At 69.7% G+C, this 22,031-nt stretch carries 20 protein-coding genes; 11 read left to right on the plus strand and 9 right to left on the minus strand.

Annotated features, from left to right (window positions below; translation table 11 throughout):
• Position 1 precedes the first annotated feature (1 nt).
• The 4 genes from P3W75_RS07690 to gcvP all read left to right on the plus strand — a co-directional run bounded on the left by P3W75_RS07690 (position 2) and on the right by gcvP (position 6,221).
• Positions 2-1,648, plus strand: a complete 1,647-nt coding sequence (locus P3W75_RS07690; RefSeq protein WP_276226772.1) for an ABC transporter permease — start codon at positions 2-4, stop codon at positions 1,646-1,648.
• A 73-nt stretch (positions 1,649-1,721) separates the two neighbouring features.
• Positions 1,722-2,804, plus strand: coding sequence for a glycine cleavage system aminomethyltransferase GcvT (gene gcvT, locus P3W75_RS07695; protein WP_276226773.1), 1,083 nt, complete (start codon positions 1,722-1,724; stop codon positions 2,802-2,804).
• A gap of 51 nt (positions 2,805-2,855) precedes the next feature.
• On the plus strand, positions 2,856-3,245 hold the full coding sequence (gene gcvH, locus P3W75_RS07700; protein ID WP_276226774.1) for a glycine cleavage system protein GcvH: 390 nt from the start codon (positions 2,856-2,858) through the stop codon (positions 3,243-3,245).
• 99 nt (positions 3,246-3,344) lie between these two features.
• Positions 3,345-6,221: an aminomethyl-transferring glycine dehydrogenase gene (gene gcvP / locus P3W75_RS07705; RefSeq protein WP_276226775.1), complete on the plus strand. Its 2,877-nt coding sequence runs from the start codon at positions 3,345-3,347 to the stop codon at positions 6,219-6,221.
• A gap of 9 nt (positions 6,222-6,230) precedes the next feature.
• Here the strand turns inward: gcvP and P3W75_RS07710 are convergent, their stop codons facing one another.
• Positions 6,231-7,133, minus strand: coding sequence for a LysR family transcriptional regulator (locus P3W75_RS07710; RefSeq protein ID WP_276226797.1), 903 nt, complete (start codon positions 7,131-7,133; stop codon positions 6,231-6,233).
• A 157-nt stretch (positions 7,134-7,290) separates the two neighbouring features.
• On the opposite strand from P3W75_RS07710, the gene P3W75_RS07715 reads away from it, so the two are divergent.
• From P3W75_RS07715 to P3W75_RS07725, 3 genes are read left to right on the plus strand one after another with little or no spacing between them, the layout of a single operon-like run.
• On the plus strand, positions 7,291-8,517 hold the full coding sequence (locus P3W75_RS07715; protein WP_276226776.1) for an argininosuccinate synthase-related protein: 1,227 nt from the start codon (positions 7,291-7,293) through the stop codon (positions 8,515-8,517).
• A complete protein-coding gene (locus P3W75_RS07720) occupies positions 8,514-9,269 on the plus strand; it encodes a 2OG-Fe dioxygenase family protein (protein WP_276226777.1) in 756 nt (251 codons plus the stop codon). Before P3W75_RS07715 ends, P3W75_RS07720 begins: the two co-directional genes overlap by 4 nt.
• Positions 9,266-10,165 carry a DMT family transporter gene (locus P3W75_RS07725; RefSeq protein WP_276226778.1) on the plus strand — a complete coding sequence of 300 codons (900 nt, stop codon included), beginning with the start codon at positions 9,266-9,268 and terminating at the stop codon, positions 10,163-10,165. Before P3W75_RS07720 ends, P3W75_RS07725 begins: the two co-directional genes overlap by 4 nt.
• Before the next feature lie 61 nt (positions 10,166-10,226).
• Here P3W75_RS07725 and P3W75_RS07730 read toward each other — a convergent pair whose 3' ends face one another.
• From P3W75_RS07730 to P3W75_RS07755, 6 genes are all read right to left on the minus strand, one after another.
• Positions 10,227-10,553, minus strand: a complete 327-nt coding sequence (locus P3W75_RS07730) for a DUF2388 domain-containing protein (protein WP_276226779.1) — start codon at positions 10,551-10,553, stop codon at positions 10,227-10,229.
• 117 nt (positions 10,554-10,670) lie between these two features.
• A complete protein-coding gene (locus tag P3W75_RS07735) occupies positions 10,671-10,994 on the minus strand; it encodes a DUF2388 domain-containing protein (RefSeq protein ID WP_276226780.1) in 324 nt (107 codons plus the stop codon).
• Positions 10,995-11,095: 101 nt separating this feature from the next.
• The gene (locus P3W75_RS07740; RefSeq protein ID WP_276226781.1) at positions 11,096-13,459 is read right to left on the minus strand and encodes a tetratricopeptide repeat protein; all 2,364 of its coding nucleotides are present in this window, start codon (positions 13,457-13,459) and stop codon (positions 11,096-11,098) included.
• 116 nt (positions 13,460-13,575) lie between these two features.
• On the minus strand, positions 13,576-14,853 hold the full coding sequence (locus tag P3W75_RS07745; RefSeq protein WP_276226782.1) for a cytochrome c: 1,278 nt from the start codon (positions 14,851-14,853) through the stop codon (positions 13,576-13,578).
• A 2-nt stretch (positions 14,854-14,855) separates the two neighbouring features.
• A complete protein-coding gene (locus P3W75_RS07750) occupies positions 14,856-16,439 on the minus strand; it encodes a GMC family oxidoreductase (protein WP_276226783.1) in 1,584 nt (527 codons plus the stop codon).
• Positions 16,440-16,441: 2 nt separating this feature from the next.
• Positions 16,442-16,945, minus strand: a complete 504-nt coding sequence (locus P3W75_RS07755; RefSeq protein WP_276226784.1) for a sugar dehydrogenase complex small subunit — start codon at positions 16,943-16,945, stop codon at positions 16,442-16,444.
• Positions 16,946-17,197: 252 nt separating this feature from the next.
• Between P3W75_RS07755 and P3W75_RS07760 the strand changes: the two genes are divergently transcribed.
• The 4 genes from P3W75_RS07760 (at position 17,198) to P3W75_RS07775 (ending at position 20,630) form a co-directional block, all read left to right on the plus strand.
• A complete protein-coding gene (locus P3W75_RS07760) occupies positions 17,198-17,992 on the plus strand; it encodes a thymidylate synthase (RefSeq protein ID WP_276226785.1) in 795 nt (264 codons plus the stop codon).
• A gap of 273 nt (positions 17,993-18,265) precedes the next feature.
• A complete protein-coding gene (locus tag P3W75_RS07765) occupies positions 18,266-19,429 on the plus strand; it encodes an iron-containing alcohol dehydrogenase (RefSeq protein WP_276226786.1) in 1,164 nt (387 codons plus the stop codon).
• An 8-nt stretch (positions 19,430-19,437) separates the two neighbouring features.
• Positions 19,438-19,878, plus strand: a complete 441-nt coding sequence (locus tag P3W75_RS07770) for an acyl-CoA thioesterase (RefSeq protein WP_276226787.1) — start codon at positions 19,438-19,440, stop codon at positions 19,876-19,878.
• Positions 19,879-20,093: 215 nt separating this feature from the next.
• The gene (locus P3W75_RS07775) at positions 20,094-20,630 is read left to right on the plus strand and encodes a DUF2087 domain-containing protein (RefSeq protein WP_276226788.1); all 537 of its coding nucleotides are present in this window, start codon (positions 20,094-20,096) and stop codon (positions 20,628-20,630) included.
• A 47-nt stretch (positions 20,631-20,677) separates the two neighbouring features.
• Here P3W75_RS07775 and P3W75_RS07780 read toward each other — a convergent pair whose 3' ends face one another.
• On the minus strand, positions 20,678-21,106 hold the full coding sequence (locus tag P3W75_RS07780; RefSeq protein WP_276226789.1) for a glycine zipper domain-containing protein: 429 nt from the start codon (positions 21,104-21,106) through the stop codon (positions 20,678-20,680).
• A gap of 110 nt (positions 21,107-21,216) precedes the next feature.
• On the minus strand, positions 21,217-21,711 hold the full coding sequence (locus P3W75_RS07785; protein WP_276226790.1) for a glycine zipper domain-containing protein: 495 nt from the start codon (positions 21,709-21,711) through the stop codon (positions 21,217-21,219).
• Positions 21,712-22,031 lie beyond the last annotated feature (320 nt).

Raw genomic sequence — 22,031 nt, forward strand, 5'->3', positions numbered from 1 at the left:
CATGGCATTGCGCTGGTACCCGATCTCCTTCGCCGTCGCCGCCCTGGTGCTGCTGCCGCTCGTCGTGCTGGCGCTGAGCTGGGGCGAGATCGACACGGAAATCTGGGCGCACCTGTGGGGCACCCAGCTGCCGCGCCTGCTCGGCAACAGCCTGCTGCTGGTGCTCGGCGTCGGCGTCGGGGTGACCGTGCTGGGCACCAGCCTGGCCTGGCTCACCGCGCTCTGCGAGTTCCCCGGCCGGCGCTGGCTGGACTGGGCGCTGATGCTGCCCTTCGCCATCCCGGCCTATGTGCTGGCGTTCGTCTTCGTCGGCCTGCTGGATTTCGCCGGGCCCCTGCAGACCCTGCTGCGCGAGTGGTTCGGCAGCGGCCTGCGGCTGCCCCGGGTGCGCTCCACCGGCGGGGTGATCCTGGTGCTGGTGCTGGTCTTCTACCCCTACGTGTACCTGCTGGCGCGCGGCGCCTTCCTCGCCCAGGGGCGCGGCCTGACCGAGGCGGCACGGGTGCTCGGGCTGTCGCCGTGGCGGGCCTTCTGGCGCGTCGCCCTGCCCATGGCGCGGCCGGCGATCGGCGCAGGGCTGGCCCTGGCGATCATGGAGACCCTGGCCGACTTCGGCGCCGTCTCGGTGTTCAACTTCGACACCTTCACCACCGCCATCTACAAGACCTGGTACGGCTTCTACAGCCTGTCCAGCGCCACCCAGCTGGCCAGCCTGCTGCTGCTCGGGGTGTTCCTCGTGGTGCTCGGCGAAAGGCGCACCCGTGGCCGCGCCGTGGCCGCCAGTGAGCGGCCGCGCACCGCGCCGCTGTATCGCCTGCGCGGGTTCCGGGCGTTCGCCGCCAGCGCCTGGTGCGGGCTGGTGTTCGCCTGCGCCTTCGTCATCCCGCTGGCGCAGCTGCTGGTGTGGTGCTGGCAGCGCGGCCGCTTCGACCTCGACCAACGCTACTGGGGCCTGCTCTGGCACAGCCTGGCCCTGGGCGCGGCGGCGGCCGCGCTGTGCGTGGCGGTCGGCCTGCTGCTGGCCTTCGCCCGGCGCCAGGCGCCGACGGCGCCGGTGCGCGCGGCGGTGGGGCTGGCCAACCTCGGCTACGCGCTGCCCGGCTCGGTGCTGGCGGTGGCGATCATGCTGGCCTTCAGCTGGCTGGACAACCACTGGGTGATCCCGCTCTCCAGCGCCCTCGGCGGCGCCGGCAAGCCGCTGCTGCTGGGCAGCCTGGGGGCGCTGCTGGTGGCCTACCTGATCCGCTTCCTGGCGGTGGCCGAGGGCCCGCTGGAAAGCACCCTGCTGCGCATCCGCCCGTCCTTCGCCGAGGCCGCGCGCAGCCTCGGCGTGGCCGGCCCGGTGCTGTTCGCGCGGGTCTACCTGCCGCTGCTGGCGCCGGGGCTGATGAGCGCCGCGCTGCTGGTGTTCGTCGACGTATTGAAGGAAATGCCGGCTACGCTGCTGATGCGGCCTTTCGGCTGGGACACCCTGGCCGTGCGCGTGTTCGAGATGACCAGCGAGGGCGAATGGGCCCGCGCCGCGCTGCCGGCGCTGAGCCTGGTGCTGGCCGGGCTGCTGCCGGTGGCGCTGCTGATCCGCCGTTCCGCGGCCAGCGCGGCGGGGCGGGAATCGGCCGTCGGGCGAGGTGTCCAGGCTCCCGCCTAGCGGCTACAATGCGCGCGTTTCGTGCGGGCCGCCCTCGCGCTCCGCATCCGCCATTCCCGGAAGGAGAACACCCATGGGACAGCGCACCCCGCTCTACGACCTGCATGTTGCACTCGGCGCGAAGATCGTCGATTTCGGCGGTTGGGACATGCCGTTGCACTACGGATCGCAGGTCGAAGAGCACCACCAGGTTCGCCGTGACTGCGGCGTGTTCGACGTCTCCCACATGACCGTGGTCGACGTCACCGGCCCGCAGTCCAGGGAGTACCTGCAGCGCCTGCTCGCCAACGACGTTGCGCGCCTGCAGGTGCCCGGCAAGGCGCTGTACAGCGGCATGCTCAACGAGCACGGCGGTGTGGTCGACGACCTGATCGTCTACCTGGGCGTGTACGGCTACCGGGTGGTGGTCAACGCCGCCACCCGCGACAAGGACATGGCCTGGATGCAGGCCCACACCGAGGGCTTCGAAGTCCAGCTGCAGGAACGTCCGGACCTGGCCATGCTGGCCGTCCAGGGCCCCAACGCGCGGGACAAGACCGCTGAGCTGGTGACCCCCTCGCGCGCCACCCTGATCCGCGAACTCAAGCCGTTCCAGGGCAAGGCCGATGGTGACTGGTTCATCGCCCGCACCGGCTACACCGGCGAGGACGGCCTGGAAATCATGCTGCCGGCCGCCGAGGCGCCGGGCTTCCTCAACGAACTGGTCGGCGCCGGCATCGCCCCCGCCGGCCTGGGCGCGCGCGATACCCTGCGCCTGGAAGCCGGAATGAACCTCTACGGCCAGGACATGGACGAAGAGGTCTCGCCGCTGGCCGCCAACATGGGCTGGACCATCGCCTGGGAGCCGGAGTCGCGCGACTTCATCGGCCGCCGCGCCCTGGAGGCGCTGCGCGCCACCGGCGAGCAACCGAAGCTGGTCGGCCTGGTGCTGGAAGAGCGCGGCGTGCTGCGTGCGCACCAGGTGGTGCGGGTGGCCGGCATCGGCGACGGCGAGATCACCAGCGGCAGCTTCTCGCCGACCCTCAACAAGTCCATCGCCCTGGCGCGCCTGCCGGCCGGCAGCGGCGACCGCGCCGAGGTGGAAATCCGTGGCAAGTGGTACCCGGTGCGCGTCGTTCAGCCGAATTTCGTGCGCCATGGCAAAGCCCTGATCTAAATTGCATAGGCGACCCGTCGTCGCCGCTGCCCCGTCCCCGAGGAAAACAAGATGAGCAACATTCCCGCCGACCTGCGTTACGCCGCCAGCCACGAGTGGGCGCGCCTGGAAGCCGACGGTACCGTCACCGTGGGCATCTCCGACCATGCCCAGGAAGCCCTGGGCGACGTGGTCTTCGTCGAGCTGCCGGAACTCGGCAAGCAACTGAACGCTGGCCAGGAAGCCGGCGTGGTCGAGTCGGTGAAAGCCGCCTCGGACATCTACGCCCCGGTCGGTGGCGAAGTGATCGCCATCAACGAGGCCCTGGCCGACACCCCGGAAGAGGTCAACAACGACCCCTACGCCTCCTGGTTCTTCAAGCTCAAGCCGAGCAACCCGGCCGAGCTGGACAAGCTGCTCGACGCCGCCGGCTACCAGGCCGCCTGCGACGCCGACGCCTGACCGGCGGAGCGTTTTCCAAGGCCCCGCATCGTCGGGGCCTTGTTCCGTGAGCCTGGCCTATCCTGTCTTGATCGTGAATTGCCGATCGAGGTCCAGGCCATGTCGAAAAGCCCCACGCTGTCCCAGCTGAACCAGCCCGACGCCTTCCTGCGCCGCCACCTCGGGCCCGACGAGGCGGAGCAGCGGCGCATGCTCGACACCCTGGGCGTGGCCAGCCGCGAAGAGCTGGTCGTGCAGACGGTGCCGCCGGCGATCCGCCTGAACCGCGCCCTGGAACTGCCGGCGGCGCTGGACGAACAGGGCGCCCTGGCCCGGCTGCGCGAACACGCCCAGCGCAACCAGCTGTGGACCAGCCTGATCGGCACCGGCTACTACGGCACCCTCACGCCCACGGTGATCCTCCGCAACGTGCTGGAGAACCCCGGCTGGTACACCGCCTACACCCCCTACCAGCCGGAGATCGCCCAGGGCCGCCTGGAGGCGCTGCTGAACTTCCAGCAACTGACCATCGACCTCACCGGCCTGGAGCTGGCCAGCGCCTCGCTGCTCGACGAGGCCACCGCCGCCGCCGAGGCCATGGCCCTGGCAAAGCGGGTGGCCAAGGCGAAGAGCAACCTGTTCTTCGTCGACGCGAATTGCCACCCGCAGACGATTTCCGTGGTGCGCACCCGCGCCGAGGCGTTCGGCTTCGACCTGGTGGTGGACGAACTCGACCAGCTCAGCCAGCACGCGGTGTTCGGCGCGCTGCTGCAGTACCCCGACAGCCGCGGCGAGATCCGTGACCTGCGCGTGCCGATCGACGCCCTGCACGCCCAGCAGGCCGTCGCCTGCGTCGCCGCCGACCTGCTCAGCCTGCTGCTGCTGACCCCGCCCGGCGAGCTGGGTGCCGACGTGGTGCTCGGCAGCGCCCAGCGTTTCGGCGTGCCGATGGGCTACGGCGGGCCGCACGCGGCGTTCTTCGCCACCCGCGACGAATTCAAGCGAGCCATGCCCGGGCGGATCATCGGCGTGTCCCGCGACGCCCGTGGCAACACCGCGCTGCGCATGGCGCTGCAGACCCGCGAGCAGCACATCCGCCGCGAGAAGGCCAACTCCAACGTCTGTACCTCGCAGGTGCTGCTGGCCAACATCGCCAGCCTCTACGCGGTCTACCACGGCCCCGAGGGCCTCAAGCGCATCGCCCAGCGCGTGCACCGGCTCACCGCGATCCTCGCCGCCGGGCTGTTCGCCAAGGGCCTGAAGCGGGTCAACGCGCATTTCTTCGACACCCTGACCCTGGAGGTGGGCGCGCAGCAGGCCGCCATCCTCGAACGCGCCCGCGCGGCGCGCGTCAACCTGCGCATCGTCGGCGAGGAGCGCCTGGGCGTCAGCCTCGACGAGACCTGCGACGCCGCCACGGTGGCGGCGCTGTTCGACATCTTCCTCGGCGCCGGGCACAGCCTGAACGTCGCGGTGCTGGACGCCGGCAGCCTGTCCGGCGGCATCCCCGGCGCGCTGCAGCGCAGTTCGGGCTACCTGGAACACCCGGTGTTCAACCGCCACCACAGCGAGACCGAGATGCTGCGCTACCTGCGCCAGCTCGAAGGCAAGGACCTGGCGCTGAACCAGGCGATGATCCCGCTGGGCTCCTGCACCATGAAGCTCAACGCCACCAGCGAGATGATCCCCATCACCTGGCCGGAATTCGCCAACCTGCACCCCTTCGTGCCGCGCGAGCAGGCCGAAGGCTACCGCCTGCTGATCGACGAGCTGGAAAGCTGGCTGCGCGCGATCACCGGCTTCGATGCCATCTGCATGCAGCCCAACTCCGGCGCCCAGGGCGAGTACGCCGGGCTGCTGGCGATCCGCAAATACCACGAGAGCCGTGGCGAGGGGCACCGCAACGTCTGCCTGATCCCGTCCTCGGCCCACGGCACCAACCCGGCCTCGGCGATCATGGCGAGCATGCGCGTGGTGATAGTGGAATGCGACAAGGGCGGCAACGTCGACCTCGACGACCTCAAGGCCAAGGCCGCCGAGGCCGGCGCGCAGCTGTCCTGCCTGATGATCACCTACCCCTCGACCCACGGCGTATACGAGGAAGGCATCCGCGAGATCTGCGAGGTTATCCACAGCCACGGCGGCCAGGTCTACATGGACGGCGCCAACCTCAACGCCCAGGTCGGCCTGGCGCGGCCGGCGGACATCGGCGCCGACGTCTCGCACATGAACCTGCACAAGACCTTCTGCATCCCCCACGGCGGCGGCGGGCCGGGCATGGGCCCGATCGGCGTGAGGAAGCACCTGGCACCGTTCGTCGCCAACCACCCGGTGATCCGCATCGAGGGGCCGAACCCGCTGAACGACGCGGTCAGCGCCGCGCCCTGGGGCAGCGCCAGCATCCTGCCGATCAGCTGGATGTACATCGCCATGATGGGCCCGCAACTGGCCGACGCCACCGAAGTCGCCATCCTCAACGCCAACTACCTGGCCCAGCGCCTGGATGGCGCCTTCCCGGTGCTCTATCGCGGGCGCAACGAGCGCGTGGCCCACGAGTGCATCCTCGACCTGCGCCCGCTCAAGGCGCAGACCGGGATCAGCGAGGAAGACGTGGCCAAGCGCCTGATGGACTACGGCTTCCACGCCCCGACCATGTCCTTCCCGGTGCCCGGCACGCTGATGGTGGAGCCCACCGAGAGCGAGTCGCTGCACGAGCTGGACCGCTTCGTCGAGGCGATGCTGAGCATCCGCGCGGAGATCGCCAAGGTCGAGACCGGCGAGTGGCCGGCCGAGGACAACCCGCTCAAGCGCGCGCCGCACACCCTGGCCGACGTCACCGGGGTGTGGCAGCGGCCCTACTCGATCGCCGAGGCGGTGACCCCCAGCGAGCACACCCGCGCCTTCAAGTACTGGCCGACGGTGAACCGGGTGGACAACGTGTTCGGCGACCGCAACCTGTTCTGCGCCTGCGTGCCGGTGGACGAGTACCGCGAGTAGGCGCGGGGTTCAGGCGCCCGCGGTGGGGGCGTCCGGCTGGCCGATGCGGCTGGCCAGGAAGTCGATCAGCGCCCGGCACTTGGGTGGCAGGTAGCGGTTGGGCGGGTAGAGGATCCAGGCCTTGCCGTGGTAGGTGGTCTCGTAGCGCCATTGCGGCAGCACCTCGACCACCTGGTGGCGGGCCATGGCCTCGGCGGCGGTGAAGAACGGCAGGCAGCCCACGCCGAGGTTGGCCAGCACCGCGCCGAGGCGCACCTCGCTGTGGTTGCTGACGAAGCGGCCCTTCACGCTGACCGTCACCTTCTCCCCGCTGTCCACGTGGCGTAGCTGCCAGCGATTGTCGCTGGGCGTCTCGCCCAGGTAGATGCAACTGTGCGCGGCGAGGTCGTCCGGGTGTTCCGGGATGCCGGCCTGGGCCAGGTACTGCTCGCTGGCGCAGAGCAGGTGGTGCACGTCGATCAGCGGGCGCGCCGCCAGGCCCAGCGGCGGAGTGTCGGTGATGCGCACCAGCAGGTCGAAGTCGTCGATATGGTTGCTCGGCTGGTCGCTGAGCATCAGTTGCACGTCCACCTTCGGGTACAGGTGCAGGAACTCGGGAATCAGCGGGCTGATGAGAATCTTGCCGAAGGCCTTGGGCGCGCTGATCTTCACCAGCCCCTGGGGGCTGCTGACGAAACGCTCGGCGGCCTCCTGCGCCGAACGCGCCGCCTCCACCAGCTCGCGGCAGTGCGCGTAGACCTCCGCGCCCACCTCGGACAGCCGCAGCTTGCGCGTGGTGCGCTCCAGCAGCTTGACGCTGAGGGCCTTTTCCAGGGCCGCGACCTGCCGGCTCACCGCTGAGGGCGCCAGGGCCAGGTGCTCGGCGGCGGCCGAGAAGCTGCCCAGCTCCACCACCTTGACGAAGACCGACATGAAGGGCAGCAGCCGGAGGGATTCGTTCTCGGAGCGCAAAACTGTTGTCCTGTGGCTGGGGCTAATGGGACGCGCGATGGCTTGCCGATAATCCGAGCGCTGGACGCGAAAGTCCAGATCAACTCGACCTATGAGGCTAGCTCGCATGACCCGGGGAATGGATGTTCGTAGTCTGGAAGATCTCTCTTTCGTAACGCAGCGCACCGGCCACGTGCTGACCCTGTTCAGCGGCGGCCTGGACAGCAGCTACCTGCTGCACAAACTCTCGCGGCTCGGCTGCAAGGTGACGGCGCTGGCCGTGGACATGGGCGAAGGCGCCGACCAGGCGGAGCTCGAGCGCATCGCCGGGTTCTTCGGCGCCACCCTCAAGCTGGTGGACGGTCGCTCGACCTTCGTCGAGGAAGCGGTGCTGCCGGCCCTGCGGGCCAACGCGCAGTACCTGGGGATGTACCCGATCAGCTCGTCGCTGTCGCGCCCGATCATCGCCCGCTTCGCCGTGGAAACCGCGCACCGGCTGGGCTGCGGCGCCATCCTGCACACCGCCAACCAGTCGCAGAACAGCCTGCGCCGGCTGAACGGGGCGATCAAGCAGCTGGGCTTCACCGGCTACACCGGCAGCCCCTACGAATACTCGGCGCTGACCCGCGAGGAGAAGATCCGCGAGCTGGGCGAGGCCGGCCTCACCGGCTTCCAGTCGCGCGGCATGAGCGGCGACGCCAACCTCTGGGTACGCGAGTACGAATCGGGCTGCCTGGACAACCCGGAGAACTTCGCCATCAGCGAAGACATCTACTCCTGGACCCGACCGGGCCAGCCCCAGGCCCAGGACACCCTGGAGATCGAGTTCCGCGGTGGCCGCCCGTTCGCCCTGAACGGCCAGATCCTGCCGTTGATCGAGCTGGTCCACCAGGCCAACCACCTGGCCGGCGCCTTCCAGATCGGCCGCTTCAGCGGGCTCGAACACCTGGAGGGCGGCGAGAAGGTGCTGGAGGTCCGCGAAGCGCCGGCGGCAGCGGTGCTGATGTGCGCCTATCGCATGCTGGAGACCGCCGTGCTCGACGCCGAGCTGATCCGCGAGAAGATTTCGCTGGAGCAGCTGTGGGTCCGCGAAGCCATCGAGGGCCGCTGGTTCTGCACGCTGCGTTCCTCGGCCGACGCCTTCATCGCCGAAACCGCCAAGGCCGTCACCGGCAAGGTGACCCTCAAGCTCAGCCCGGGCAACGCCCAGCTGGCCTCGATCCGCGCGCCCGCGGCGCTGTACCTGACCGACCGCGATGGCTGGGAGAAGGAGATCGCCAAGGCCCGCTCCAGCCGCACCCTGGCGGAAATCCATGGGGAGCGCCCGGCGCTGCGCGTCGTACAGCTGGAAGGAGCCGCGCAATGAGCCTGGCCTGCATGGAACTCGCGCTCAGCCAGCAGGGCGTGGGCGCCATCGGCGGCGACCTGCTGCGCGAGGGCTGGAGCTTCAAGTCCGGCCCCGACCTGGCGCGCTGGTTCAACCTCGACGAGGACACCTGGGCGTCCTTCGCCGCCTTCTGGGAAAACCTGGCGCTCGACGAGCACATGGCCGACCAGGGCACCTACCGCTACCGGCGCTACAGCGAGTTCGACTTCCAGGTGGGCGGCCCGCTGCGCAAGCTGCCCCACGCGCCCTACGAGCAGCCCAAGTACATCAACAGCCTGAACGGCGGTGTGCCGCGGCAGTTCCTGCCGCTGGAGGACGGCTTCGTCGAGCACCCGTTCTTCCACGCCCTGCTCGCCGGCATGGTGCGCATCTTCGACGGGGTGAGCGGCGCGCGCTGCGAGTGGAACATCCGCCTGCACCCGTACCGCATCGTCACCAACGAGCTGGAACAGGGCAAGCCGACCCCCGAGGGGCGGCATCGCGACGGCGTCGACTTCATCATCATGATGCTGGTGCGCCGGGCCGGCGTCAGCGGCGGCGTGACCCGCGTCTCGGACCGCGAGGACCGCACCCTGATCGAAGTGATGCTGAGCCAGGGGCTCGACATCATCGTCGCCGACGACCGCCAGGTGTTCCACGAAGTCACTCCCATCGACTGCGCGAAGGAGGGCGAAGAGGGTTACCGCGACGCCCTGATCGTCGCCTTCACCCGCAAGGACAAGCCCGCATGAACCTGTCGAAAGCGAGAATCTCGGAGCTGATGCTGCTGCTGGTCGCCGTCATCTGGGGCACCAGCTACGGCGTGGCGAAGGGGGCCCTGGTGTTCTACCCGGTGATGGGCTTCCTCTGCGTGCGCTTCATCATGACCTTCGTGCTGCTGCTGCCATTCCTGCGCGGCCACGCGAAGCGCGCGCTGCTCCCCGGCGCGCTGCTGGGCACCCTGCTGCTCGGCATCTTCCTCTGCGAGACCTACGGCGTGGCGCAGACCTCGGCGAGCAACGCGGCCTTCCTGATCAGCCTGTGCGTGGTGCTGACGCCGCTGGTCGAGTGGGTGGTGTTCCGCCGCCGCCCCGGCGGCGAGGCGCTGGCCATGGCCGGCCTGTCGCTGCTCGGCGCCTTCCTGCTGACCGGCGCCGGCGAGCTGCAGATGAACCGTGGCGACTGGCTGATGCTGATGGCCGCGTTGCTGCGCGCGCTGATGGTGTGCGCCACCAAGACCCTGTTGCAGGATTCGAAGATCCCGGCCCTGGCGATCACCGCCGTGCAGGTCGGCGTGGTCGGTTTCGGCAGCCTGCTGCTCCTGCTGCTGACCGCCGGGAGTATTCCGGAACTGCCCCATGCGTCGGCGTTCTGGATCGCCAGCGTGTACCTGGTGCTGTTCTGCACCCTGTTCGCCTTCTTCGCGCAGAACTTCGCGCTGCAGTTCACCAGCCCGACCCGCGCGTCGCTGCTGATGGGCATGGAACCGCTGTTCGGCGCGTTCTTCGCGGTGCTCTGGCTCAACGAGCAGCTCAGCCCGCTGGCGTGGATCGGCGGCTGCCTGATCGTGGTCGCCTCGCTGGTGGGCGTGCGCCCGCGGAAACAGAAACACGAGGAAGAAAAGGAGAAGGTCGCCGCGCCGGCCTGAGCCACGGGTGGCCACGCGAAGCGGCCGGGGCGCGAAACGCCCCGGCCGCTGCGTTTTGCGCTTATCGAGCGGTGCCGTCCTGGCTCGTCAGGATGGCGTTGGCCAGCTCCATGTCGCTGCGTTGCTGCAGCTCCGGGTGCTCGCTGCGCAGGCGCTGCATGGCGGCTTCCAGGTACGGCCCGCGGATGGCGCCGTCGCTGGCCACGTAGCTGCCGGCGTCGTCGCGGGCGGCGAGGATCAGCTTGTGGTCGTGCTTGAAGGTCAGGTAGGTCGAGGCGGTGGTGGCCCCGGAGGAAATGATGTCACGCCAGAAGCCGTCGGCCATGGCCGGGGCGAGGGGCAGGAAGGCGAAGAGGGCGAGGATGCCGGTCAGTTTGATCATGCGCATGGGAGTGCTCCTCCGTAGGTCCGCATGACCTTGTGAGCCGAATGCGCAGCGGCGAGTTCAGGAAAACTTCCCGGTGGCGGGTTCCGAGCCCGCGCATACGGGCTCGGAAGCGCAGGCTCAGGGTGCCGCCTGGCTACCCAGCAGCGCGCTGGCCAGCTCCAGGTCGCTGCGTTGCTGCAGCTCCGGGTGCTCGCCGCGCAGGCGTTGCAGCTCGGCTTCCAGGTAGGGGCCGCGGATGGCGCCCTCGCTGGCGACGAAGCTGCCGGCGTCGTCGGCCAGCGGGCCGATCAACTTGTGGTCGCCGCCGCTGGTCAGGTAGCTGGAGGCGGTGGTGGCGCCGGTGGAGAGCACGCCGCGCCAGAAACCGGCGTCCTCGGCGAAGGCGGCGGTGACGGGCAGGGAAGACAGGACGAGGGCCAGGGCCGCTCCGGGGATACGCATGAAAACTCCTAGGGTGACTGCGTTGCTGCCCCCTCAGAGTGCGCCGCCGTCGGCGAGTTCCGAGCCGCCCGGCGGATCGCGCCGGGGGCTCGCAAGCCGCCTCACTCGCCCTTGAGGGCGGGGTCGTCGGGGTTCTGCTGTTCCAGCTCGGCCAGTTGCATCTGCACCTTCTCCAACTGGCCGATCTCACGCAGGTAGCCGATCAGCGCCAGGCGCGCGTCGCGGTTCGCCGGGTGGCGCTGCAGCAGTTGCTCCAGCTCGCGGCAGGCGGCGTCGGCCTGGCCGGTGTCGTGCAGGGCGATGGCCAGGATGTAGCGGAATTGCGCGCTTTCCGGGGCCAGGCGCACCGCTTCGCGGAGTTCCTTGAGCGCCGCGTCGCGCTGGCCCTGGCGGATCAGCGCCAGGCCCAGGGCGTGGTGCAGCAGGCCGGACTGCGGATGCCGCTTGAGCTCGTCGTCCAACAGCTGGCGGGCTTCGTCGGGGCGCTGACGGGCTTCCAGCCATTGATAGAGGCTGACCGCCGCCGGGAGGAAGTCGGGGTCGCGCACCAGGGCCGCGCGCAGGGCCGGCTCCACTTCGGCGTCGCGGCCGGTGAGCTGGTAGAGCATGGCGCGGTTGAGGTTCGACTCGGCGCGCTCGGCCAGGCTCAGTTGCACCTCTTCGTACTCCTTCAGGCCCTTGGCCAGCGGCTCGCGGAGGCTGCCGCGCACTTCCGGCGGCAACTGCGCCAACTGCCAGGCGGCGCTCAGGCGCACGGCACGTTGCGGGTCGTCCAGCAGCGGCGCCAGCAGCAGCGCCTGGCGCGGCGGGCCGCTCAGCGCGGCGAGGGCGCCGATGGCGGCGTTGCGCACCTGCGGGTCGGCATCGCGCAGGCCCTGGCCGGCCAGCTCCAGCGAACGCGAGCTGGGGTAGTTGGCCAGCTCGGCGAGCAGGGTGGCGCGGCGGATCGCCGGCAGCTCCGGGCTGGCCAGCAGCAGGTGCAGCGCGCGCGAGGCGCCCGGCTGGCCGTTGCGGGCCTTCCACAGGGTGTCGTCGTAGCGCGGTACGGCGGTGGGCGCCTTGGCCTGGCTGGCGTACCACAGGCGGAACTGTTCGCCGACCTTCGAGGCGCTGTCGCGGTGGCAGCCCAGGCAGGCGTCCGGCGCCCCCAGCTTCTGCGCGTGCTCCGGGTCGGGGATGCTGAAGCTGTGGTCATGCCGGTAGTGGTTGACCATGTAGTACTTGCCCGGCATGTGGCACGAGGTGCACTGCGCGCCGGGGGTGCCGGGCTGGTGGTGATGGTGCTCGGGCGAGTCGTAGTTCTTCGCCAGCAGGCCCTTGCCGTCGATGCCCTCGCGCACCGGCTTGCCCGCCGGGTTGTGGCATTGCAGGCAGAGGCCGTTGCCGACGATCTTCACCTGGCCGCTGTGCGGGTTGTGGCAGTCGGTGCACTTCACGCCTTTCTCGAACATCTTGCTCTGGGTGAAGGAGCCCCACTCGAAGACCTCGTCCTTGATCTTCCCGTCGATCTGGTAGAGCTCGCGGGTGAGCAGGCTGGGCAGGTAGTCGTCCATGAACCGATTGCGGTGCTGGAAACCGTCGCCCAACGGCGCGCGGCGCGCGTGGCAGCGCGCGCAGTTCTCCACCAGTTCGCTGGCGGCGGTGCTGGCGCCGAGCGGCTTGTCGAAGCCGCGCCGGGCGTCGCCGTCGGGCTTCTTCGCCCATTCCAGGTGCCGCGCCGCCGGGCCGTGGCAGGCCTGGCAGCCGACGCCGAGGCTCTGCCAGTGGCTGGCGAAGGCGTTCTTGTCGGCGTCGAAGTTACGCTTGAAGTCGGTGGTGTGGCATTCGATGCACATGAAGTTGGCGTTCTGCGCCGGGCGCGTCCAGTGCAGTTCGTCCTTGAAGTCGATGCGCTGCCCGGGGTTGAGCTCGAACCAGCGCTGCTTCTGGGTATCCCAGGCCACGCCGAGGGCCTGCAGGCGGCCGCCGGGGTATTCCACCAGGTACTGCTGCAGGGGCGCCACGCCGAAGGTGTAGGCCACCTTGAAGTCCGCCGGCTTGCCGTCGGCGCCGGGGGTGTTGACCCAGAACTCCTCGCCCTTGCGGAAGAACCGGGTGCTCTCCGCCTCGCCCTTGAACTTCGCCTCGGCGAAGTCGCCGAGGACGTTGGCGTCGTTGGCGACCTGCATGGCCTTCTGGTGGTGCGAGCCTTGCCAGTCCTTGAACTGGTCCTGGTGGCAGCCCTGGCATTGCTGTTCGTCGACGAAAGCCGGCGGCGCTGGCGTGGCGGCCACGACTGGCTTCGCCGGAGCGCTGGCGGTGGCCGGTACGTTCAGGCTGGGGGCGCTGCGCTCGGCGTACCACCAGGCCGCCGCGCTGGCCAGCAGCAGGACCCCGGCGAGGGCGCCGAGCAGGCGGCGGGCGAGGGGATTGGCGGGCGCTGGAGCCTGGGGCTTGCGGGCGTTCTTCTTATCGCTTTTCTGCATGCGGACGTCCGATGTACGGGCAGCTGTTCATCACGGTGGCAGCAGCTTCAGGGACTGCCGGGGGGATGTCAAACCCCGGCCGGAGTGGGCCGCTTCCGGTTCAGCCGAAAGACGGATCATGGTTGGCGGATGGCGGCGACGCGAGCGCTGTCCACCTTCACCGCGGGGTTGCCGAACTGCGCGGTGAGGTAGTTGACCAGGGTGGCGATCTGCTGGTCGTCGAGGGTACCGGCGAAGCCGGGCATGAACACCTCCTGGTCGCCGGTGCGCCGCTGCACGCCGCTGAGCAGGACCTGCACCAGGTTGTCCGGCTGCAGCGCGCCGACGGTGCTGTTGTGGCTGAGCATCGGGTAGTAGCCGTCCTTCGCGCCCTGGCCGCTCCAGTCGTGGCAGCTGGCGCAGTTGCCGAGGAACAGGCGGGCGCCGTCGTCGTCGCTGGGGTTGAAGCCTTCGCCGCGCAACGCGATCACATCGTCGGCGGCGTCGCCCCAGGCGAAGCGCGACTTGCGCTCGCCGTCGCTCACTGCGCGGACGCTGCGCAGGTAGGTGGCGATGGCTTGCAGGTCGGCGGGGCGCAGGTACTGGAAGCTGTGCTCCACGGCTTCGGCCATGGGCCCGGCGGCCTGGGCCTTGCCCTGCAGCTGGCCGGCGCGCAGGTACTGCACCAGCTCGGCGTCGCTCCAGCCGCCGATGCCGCTGTGGGTGTCGCTGGTGATGTTGAAGGCGTACCAGCCGCCAAGGGCGGCGCCGGACAGGTAGCCGGCGTCCTGCTCGTCCAGGGCCTTTTCCTGGAACGCCAGGCCGCGCGGGGTATGGCAGGTGCCGCAGTGGGCCAGGCCCTGGACCAGGTAGGCGCCGCGGTTCCAGGCCTCGCTCTGCTTCGGGTTGGGCCGGTAGACGCCGTCCTCGTGGAACAGCGTGTTCCAGATCGCCAGCGGCCAGCGCATGTCCAGCGGCCAGGGGATGTCGCTGTCGTGGTTGGCCTGGGCCACAGCCTCGACGCCGCCGCGCAGGAAGTAGGCGTAGAGCGCCTGCATGTCCTCGTCGGTGATCTTCGTGTAGGCGGTGTAGGGCATCGCCGGGTACAGGTGCATGCCGCCCTTGGCCACGCCCTGGCGCAGGGCGCGGGCGAAGTCCTCGTAGGCGTAGCTGCCGATGCCGGTGCGCGGATCCGGGGTGATGTTGCTGGAGTACACCGCGCCCAGCGGCGTGGACAGCGGCAGGCCGCCGGCGAACGGCTTGCCGCCGGGCGCCGTGTGGCAGGCCGCGCAGTCGCCGGCGCGGGCCAGGTATTCGCCGCGCTGCAGCAGCTCGGCCGGCGCCGGGTCCAGCGCCGGGGCGGCCTGGGCCAGGCAGGGCAGCAGCAGGGTGGCGCGGAGGAGGCGGGCGAACATGCTCAGGCCTCCCGCTGCAGGCGCTCGGCCAGGCGCAGGGCCAGGGCGGCGATGGTCAGGGTGCAGTTCACCGAGCCGACCGTGGGCATCACCGAGCTGCCGGCGATGAACAGGTTGGGGTGGTCGTGGCTGCGGCAGTCCTTGTCCACCACCGAGTCGCCGGGGTCGTCGCCCATCAGCGTGGTGCCGGTGATGTGGTTGTTGTTGGCGAAGCTGTCCTCGAACTGCACCTGGCTGCCGCCAAGCAGTTTCGCGGCGTGGGCGTAGACTTCGCGGGTATGCGCGGCGCTTCGGCGTACGTAGTCGTCCATGGCGTAGGTGAACTCCGGCTTGGGGATGCCGAGGGCGTCGCGCTCGGTGGCGCTGGGCACGATGCGGTTCTCCGGGCGCGGGAGGATTTCGTGGAAGCTGTCGAAGCGCACGAAGCGCGCGGCGCGGTCGCGGATCTGCGTTTCCAGCTCGCGGCCGAGCAGCAGCGGGCCCTGGGCGATCAGCTCGGCACTCACCTGGTCGACGCGCGAGAGGTTGGACAGGTGGATCTTCTTCGCCGCGTACTGGCTGCGGAAGGCGCCGTCGCGAAAGCCCACCATCGAGGTCATTTCCTGCGGCCCGCGCCCCGGCCACAGGCGCTCCTCGGCGTAGAAGCGCACGGCGGTGCCAGGGTGGTCCATGAGGTTGCGGCCGACCATGTCCGAGCGGTTACCGACCTCGGACATCAGCATCAGCTTCGGCGTCTCCACGCCGTTGGCGGCGAGCACGAAGACCTTGCCCTCGACCCGCGTCTCCTCGCCTTGCGGGTCCTTGTAGAGGGCCGCGACTATGCGCCCGTCGTCGCCCTTCTCCAGGCGGAACACCACGGCGCTCTCGATCAGCCGGGCGCCGGCGTCCTCGGCCTTCTCGACATGGACGATGCCGTTGTACATGGCGCCGATCGGGCAGATCGGCATGCAGTTGTTGTTGCCGCAGCAGGTCGGGCGCTGGTCGTAGGGCCGGCTGTTGCGCGCCACCGGCTCGGTGACCACGCGGTAGCCGCTGGCGTTGAGCACGTCCTTCACCCGCTGCTCGTTCCACGACAGCGGCAGCGGCGGCATGGGATAGGGCCGGCCGCGCGGCGAGCCGAGCTCCTCGTCGCCCGGGCCCCACACCCCCAGGGCCTCCTCGGCGCGCTGGTACCAGGGCTCCAGCTCGGCGTACTCGAAGGGCCAGTCGCGGCCGACGCCGTACAGGCTGAGCAACTTGAAGTCGGCCGGCAGGAAGCGCCAGGCCGAGGCCGCCCAGTGCCAGGTGGTGCCGCCGACCACGCGCAGGTACTGCACGTCGTAGGGGTGCTCGCCCTTCTGCACCAGGTAGTGGTTGTTCGGGTGGTACTGCGGGTGCGGCGCGTAGGCCATGGACGGGTAGGGCGCCTGGTTGTCGGACTTGTCTGCCTGGTTGCGGAAACGTTCGACGATCTCCCAGCGCGACAGCCGCGGCCCGGCCTCGAGGATCAGCACGTCCTTGCCGGCCAGGGCCAGCTGGTGGGCGACCAGCGCGCCGGCGACGCCGGAGCCGATCACCACGTAGTCGGCGCTTTGCGTGTCGGCCATGCTCAGGCTTCCCGTTCCACTGGTTGCTCGGCCCAGTAGCCGGGCTGGCTGGCGCAGTAGCTGCGCGGCGCCAGCACATCGTCCACCACGCGGAACATCAGCGCGTTTTCGTAGGCCACCAGGGTCGGCCGCTGGTCGTCGCCGACCGTGCCCAGGTACCAGCCGGCCAGCAGCTGGCGCGCCAGCCACTGCTGGCGTTCGCTCCAGCGTTGCGGCGGCTGGCCGAGGGCGGACTGCAGCTCGGCCAGGCCCTGGGCCAGGGCGCTGTCGCGCTGCGCCAGGGCCAGGTACAGGCGCTGGCCCACGCGCGGGTCGAGGTTGCTGCGGCCGCTCAGGCGTTGCGACAGGGTCATGAAGATCGCCAGCTCCGCCTCGGCCTGTGGCGTCAGCGCGGCCCAGGCGGCCGCCGCCGGGCCGAGCAGCAGGCCGCCGGCGACGAGGCCGCCGCAGGCCATGGCCAGCAGGCGGCGGCGGGAAAGGGTGAAGCGCGGAGGCTGGTCGGGCATGCGTACCTCTCGTTCATCAGGCCGCCGGCGGCGGCGTCACGGTGCTGCGCGGGCCGGGTCGTGCCGGGCCTCTGGTTCGCCCCAGGCTGCGGGGGCGATGTTGCAGGCCGGTGTCGCCACCCCTTGTCGCAAAGGGTGGCGATGCGCAGGCCCGCCCCTTAGTATTGCGGCATCTCGCGATTCTGCCGGGCGAATGCGCCGGCGCCGAACCTTCGGCGTGCCTCGCGGACCTCTCTACGACACGGGTTTTCCATGAAACAGTACCTCGACCTGATGCGCCACGTGCGCGAGCACGGCACCTTCAAGGCCGACCGCACCGGCACCGGCACCTACAGCGTGTTCGGCTACCAGATGCGCTTCGACCTGAGCGAAGGCTTCCCCCTGGTGACCACCAAGAAGTGCCACCTGAAGTCGATCGTCCATGAGCTGCTGTGGTTCCTCAAAGGTTCGACCAACATCGCCTACCTGAAGGAAAACGGCGTTTCCATCTGGGACGAATGGGCCGACGAGAACGGCGACCTCGGCCCGGTCTACGGCTACCAGTGGCGCTCCTGGCCGGCGCCGGACGGCCGCCACATCGACCAGATCGCCAACCTGATGACGATGCTGAAGAACAACCCGGACTCGCGCCGGCTGATCGTCTCCGCCTGGAACCCGGCGCTGATCGACGAGATGGCCCTGCCGCCGTGCCACGCGCTGTTCCAGTTCTACGTCGCCGACGGCAAGCTCAGCTGCCAGCTGTACCAGCGTTCGGCGGACATCTTCCTCGGCGTGCCCTTCAATATCGCCAGCTACGCCCTGTTGACCCTGATGGTGGCGCAGGTCGCCGGCCTGCAACCGGGCGACTTCATCTGGACCGGTGGCGACTGCCACCTGTACGCCAACCACCTGGAGCAGGCCGACCTGCAGCTGACCCGCGAGCCGCTGGCGCTGCCGACCATGAAGCTCAACCCCGAGGTGAAGGACCTGTTCGACTTCCGCTTCGAGGATTTCGAGCTGCTCGGCTACGAGTCCTATCCGCACATCAAGGCGCCCGTAGCGGTCTGAGCGCTTCTCGCGTCCCGGCCCTTGCCGCGTCGGCGAGGGCCTTCCCGCCCGCATCCCCGCTCGTTTCCGCATAGCCGCAGCCCCGCGCGGCAGGCGTTTGCGCACCCGTTGCATCGGTTTTGTTGGTGATCGCTCATTCCGCATAGCGATACAAGGTTCCGCCTGGTCGCCAGGGCTTGCTATGCTGGCCCGGCCATCCGGTTGCGTCGCGCCCCCGAGGCCGCGACGGGCCATGCACTTTCCGCTGTACAACGATAACAACGGGGAAATGTCATGCAGCCTTTCAGCTTCGCCACCACCGCGCAGATCCTCTGCGAGAGTGGTTCCGCCGCCCGACTCGGCGAACTCTGTCGCGAGCGCGGCGCGCTGCGGGTGCTCATCGTCACCGACCCCGGCATCACCCGCCTGGACATGCTGGCCGGCGTGCTGCCGGGCTTCGCCAGCGCCGGGGTGGCCGTCGAGGTGTTCGACCAGGTGCTCGCCGACCCGCCCGAGGCGGTGGTCCTGCAAGCCGCCATGCAGGCGCTGGCGCTGGGCGCGCAGCTGATCGTCGGCTTCGGCGGCGGCAGCTCGATGGACGTGGCCAAGCTGGTCGCCCTGCTGGCCCACCCGCAAGCCACCCAGACACTGCCCGAGCTGTTTGGCGTGGGCAACGCGCGCGGCCCGCGGCTGCCGTTGATCCAGGTGCCGACCACGGCCGGCACCGGCTCGGAAGTGACCCCCATCGCCATCGTCACCACCGGCGCCACCACCAAGAGCGGCGTGGTCAGCCCGCACCTGCTGCCGGACCTGGCCCTGCTCGACGCCGACCTGACCCTCGGCCTGCCGCCGGCGGTGACCGCCGCCACTGGCATCGACGCCATGGTCCACGCCATCGAGGCCTACACCAGCAAGCTGAAGAAGAACCCGCTGTCCGACCTGCTGGCGCGCGAGGCCCTGCGCCTGCTCGCCGCCAACCTCGACGCGGTGGTCCACCACGGCGCCAACCGCGAGGCGCGCCAGGCCATGCTGCTGGGCGCCTGCCTGGCCGGGCAGGCCTTCGCCAACGCCCCGGTGGCGGCGGTGCACGCCCTGGCCTACCCGCTGGGCGGGCATTTCCACATTCCCCACGGGCTTTCCAACGCCCTGGTGCTGCCGGAAGTGATGCGCTTCAATGCCCCGGTCGCCGCGCCGCTCTATGCCGAACTGGCGCCGCTGCTGCTCGGCGAGCGCCTGCGCCCCGGCGACACCGACAGCCTGACCAGCCAGTTCATCGACGAACTGGCCCAGCTCAGCCCGCGCTGTGGCCTGCCCACGCGCCTGCGCGACCTCGACGTGCCGGAGTACATGCTGCGCACCCTGGCCGCCGACGCGATGCAGCAGCAGCGGCTGCTGGTCAACAACCCACGCGAGGTCGGCGAGGCCGCCGCCCTGGCGATCTACCGCGCCGTCCACTGAGGAACCCGATGAGCCAGCAGCACCCCAGCCGCGCCGATTACCGGCACTTCCAGCCGATCACCACGCGCTGGCACGACAACGACGTCTATGGCCACGTGAACAACGTGACCTACTACGGCTTCTTCGACACCGCGGTGAACACCTACCTGATCGAACGGGGCGGGCTGGACATCCATGACGGCGAGGTGGTCGGCTTCGTGGTCAGCTCCAGCTGCGACTACTTCGCCCCGGTGGCCTTCCCCGAACGCATCGAGGTCGGCCTGCGGGTCGGCAAGCTGGGCAACAGCTCGGTGCAGTACGAGCTCGCGGTGTTCCGTCAGGGCGAGGAGCTGGCCTGCGCCGCCGGGCGTTTCGTCCACGTCTTCGTCGAGCGCGCGAGCAACCGCCCGGTGGCGATTCCCGCCGGGCTGCGCGAGGCGATGCAGGCACTGCTGGCGCAGTCGGGCTGAGGCCGCAACGCTTGCCGGCGATCGACCGGGCGCCTATGCTGGGCCCCGGTCGGCAGTTCACCCAGGCGTCGCCGCCTCCTTCCGGAGCGTGCTAAACCTGCCGCGCAGCGCCGCTGCGAAACCCCTTCGATACGATCACGCAACCCGTGCCGCATCGGAAGACGGCGACCCCCGATAGCCTCTCGCGAGGCCTTGGCACCGATGAGGATTGCATCGTGTCCAAGACACCCGTTCCCTTCGCGTCCCCCGACATCTGTGCGCTGGCCCGCTCGCTGGTCCGTCAACTCGACGAACTGGACGAGGTGCCGGGCCATGTGCAGATGCTCAACCTGCTCTCGCGCAGCCAGGGCTTCCGCAATTTCCAGGCGCTGCGCGCCAGCCAGCTGGCGGCCGCGCGCCTGGCCGAGACGCCGGCGCCGCTCGTGGTGGACTTCCGCCTGGTGGAGCAACTGCGCCGCTACTTCGACGCCGAGGGCCACCTGGCCCGCTGGCCGAAGAAGTTCAGCCACCGGCAGTTGTGCCTGTGGATAATCTGGGCGCGCCTGCCGGCCCGCCAGGTTCTCGACGAGAGGGCGCTCAACGCGCTGATCCGCGCCGGCGAACGGATCGGCGACCACCTGCTGCTACGCCGCGAGCTGGTCGATGGCGGCTGGCTGCGGCGCACGGCCGACGGCGCCGAGTACCGCCGCGTCGAACGGCGCCCGCCGGCCGAGGCCGAAGCGTTGCGGGCGCACCTGCCCGCCTGCCCCTGAAACGCGAAAGCCCGCCGGAGGGCGGGCTTTCGTCGACCGAGCCAGGCTCAGTCGCGGTGTTTGTTCTTGTGCTTGTGTTTGTGCTTGTGGCCGTCGTGGCCGCTGTGATGGCCATCGTTGTCGTCGGCCAGCGAACTGCCCACCGCACCGCCGGCCGCGCCGCCCAGGCCGGCGCCGATCGCCGCGCCGGTGGAGCCGCCGACCTTGTTGCCGATCACCGAACCGCCGGCCGCGCCGAGGCCGCCGCCGATGGCCGCTTCGGTCTTCTTGCCGTCCTTCGCGCCCATGGCGCCACCGGCCGCGCCACCGACGCCGGCGCCGACGGCCGCACCGGTGCTACCGCCCAGGGCGCCCCCGACGACGTTGCCGAGGGCACCGCCCAGGCCGCTACCGACCGCGGCGTTGGTATTGTCGCCGGCCACTGCGTATTGGCTGGCGATCAGGCTGAAGGCCAGCACCGAGAGAGTCTTGCGCATGTTCGAACCTTGCTGGGGGATGGAGTCGGAATCATTGTTCCGGACACAAAACAGCCGGACAAGTGCGTCCGGCTGAATTGCAGGGTTTCTCGCGGGCGAACTGCCCTGGGTCAATCCCAGTCGCCGTGGCGGCGATGGTGCTTGTACCAGCCGCGATGGCGACCGTTGTCGTGCCAGTGGCGACGGTCGTCGTAGCGGGCGTGGCGGTAGCCGCGACGGTCGTAGTGATCGTCATCGTCGTCGCGGTTGCTGTCGGCGTAGTGGTTGCCCAGCGCGCCGCCGCCGCCGCCGCCCAGGGCCGCGCCGATCAGACCGCCGGTGCTGCCACCGATCTTGTTGCCGATGACCTGGCCGCCGGCCGCCCCGAGGCCGCCACCGATGGCCGCTTCGGTCTTGTTGCCGCGCCGGGCGCCAACCGCGCCACCGGCCGCGCCACCGACACCGGCGCCGATCGCCGCACCGGTGCTGCCGCCGACCGCATTGCCGACGACCGAACCCAATACCCCGCCCAGGGCGCCACCGACGCCGGCACGGGTGTCGCCGTCCGCGAAGGCGGACCCACCGACCAGCGCGAGAGACAGCAGGAGCATCGAGGAGTACTTCATAGAGAGGTTCTCTCTGTGTGAATGTTGGCGCCGATGCTGCTGTTGTGTGAAAGGCCTTACAAGCCTCTGCCGACGAGTGACGCGACTTTCATCAAAAAACGCAAGTATTTGATTTAGGGTCAGAACTTTTTCTAGAAAGGGCTGTCAGAGTGTTATTCCGAGGATACGATTTCAGCGTGCTTCGCGCACAAATTGCTATTGCAATGATGGCATTTCACGAAATCGACCGGACCTCTCCTACAGCCCCCGATCCTACCTTGCCGAATCGCGCGCATGGCGCGCTCCTACGGGTAGGCAGTGCGGACGTGATGATGGGTATC

This window comes from Pseudomonas citronellolis (assembly GCF_029335315.1).
Classification (GTDB): domain Bacteria; phylum Pseudomonadota; class Gammaproteobacteria; order Pseudomonadales; family Pseudomonadaceae; genus Pseudomonas; species Pseudomonas citronellolis_A.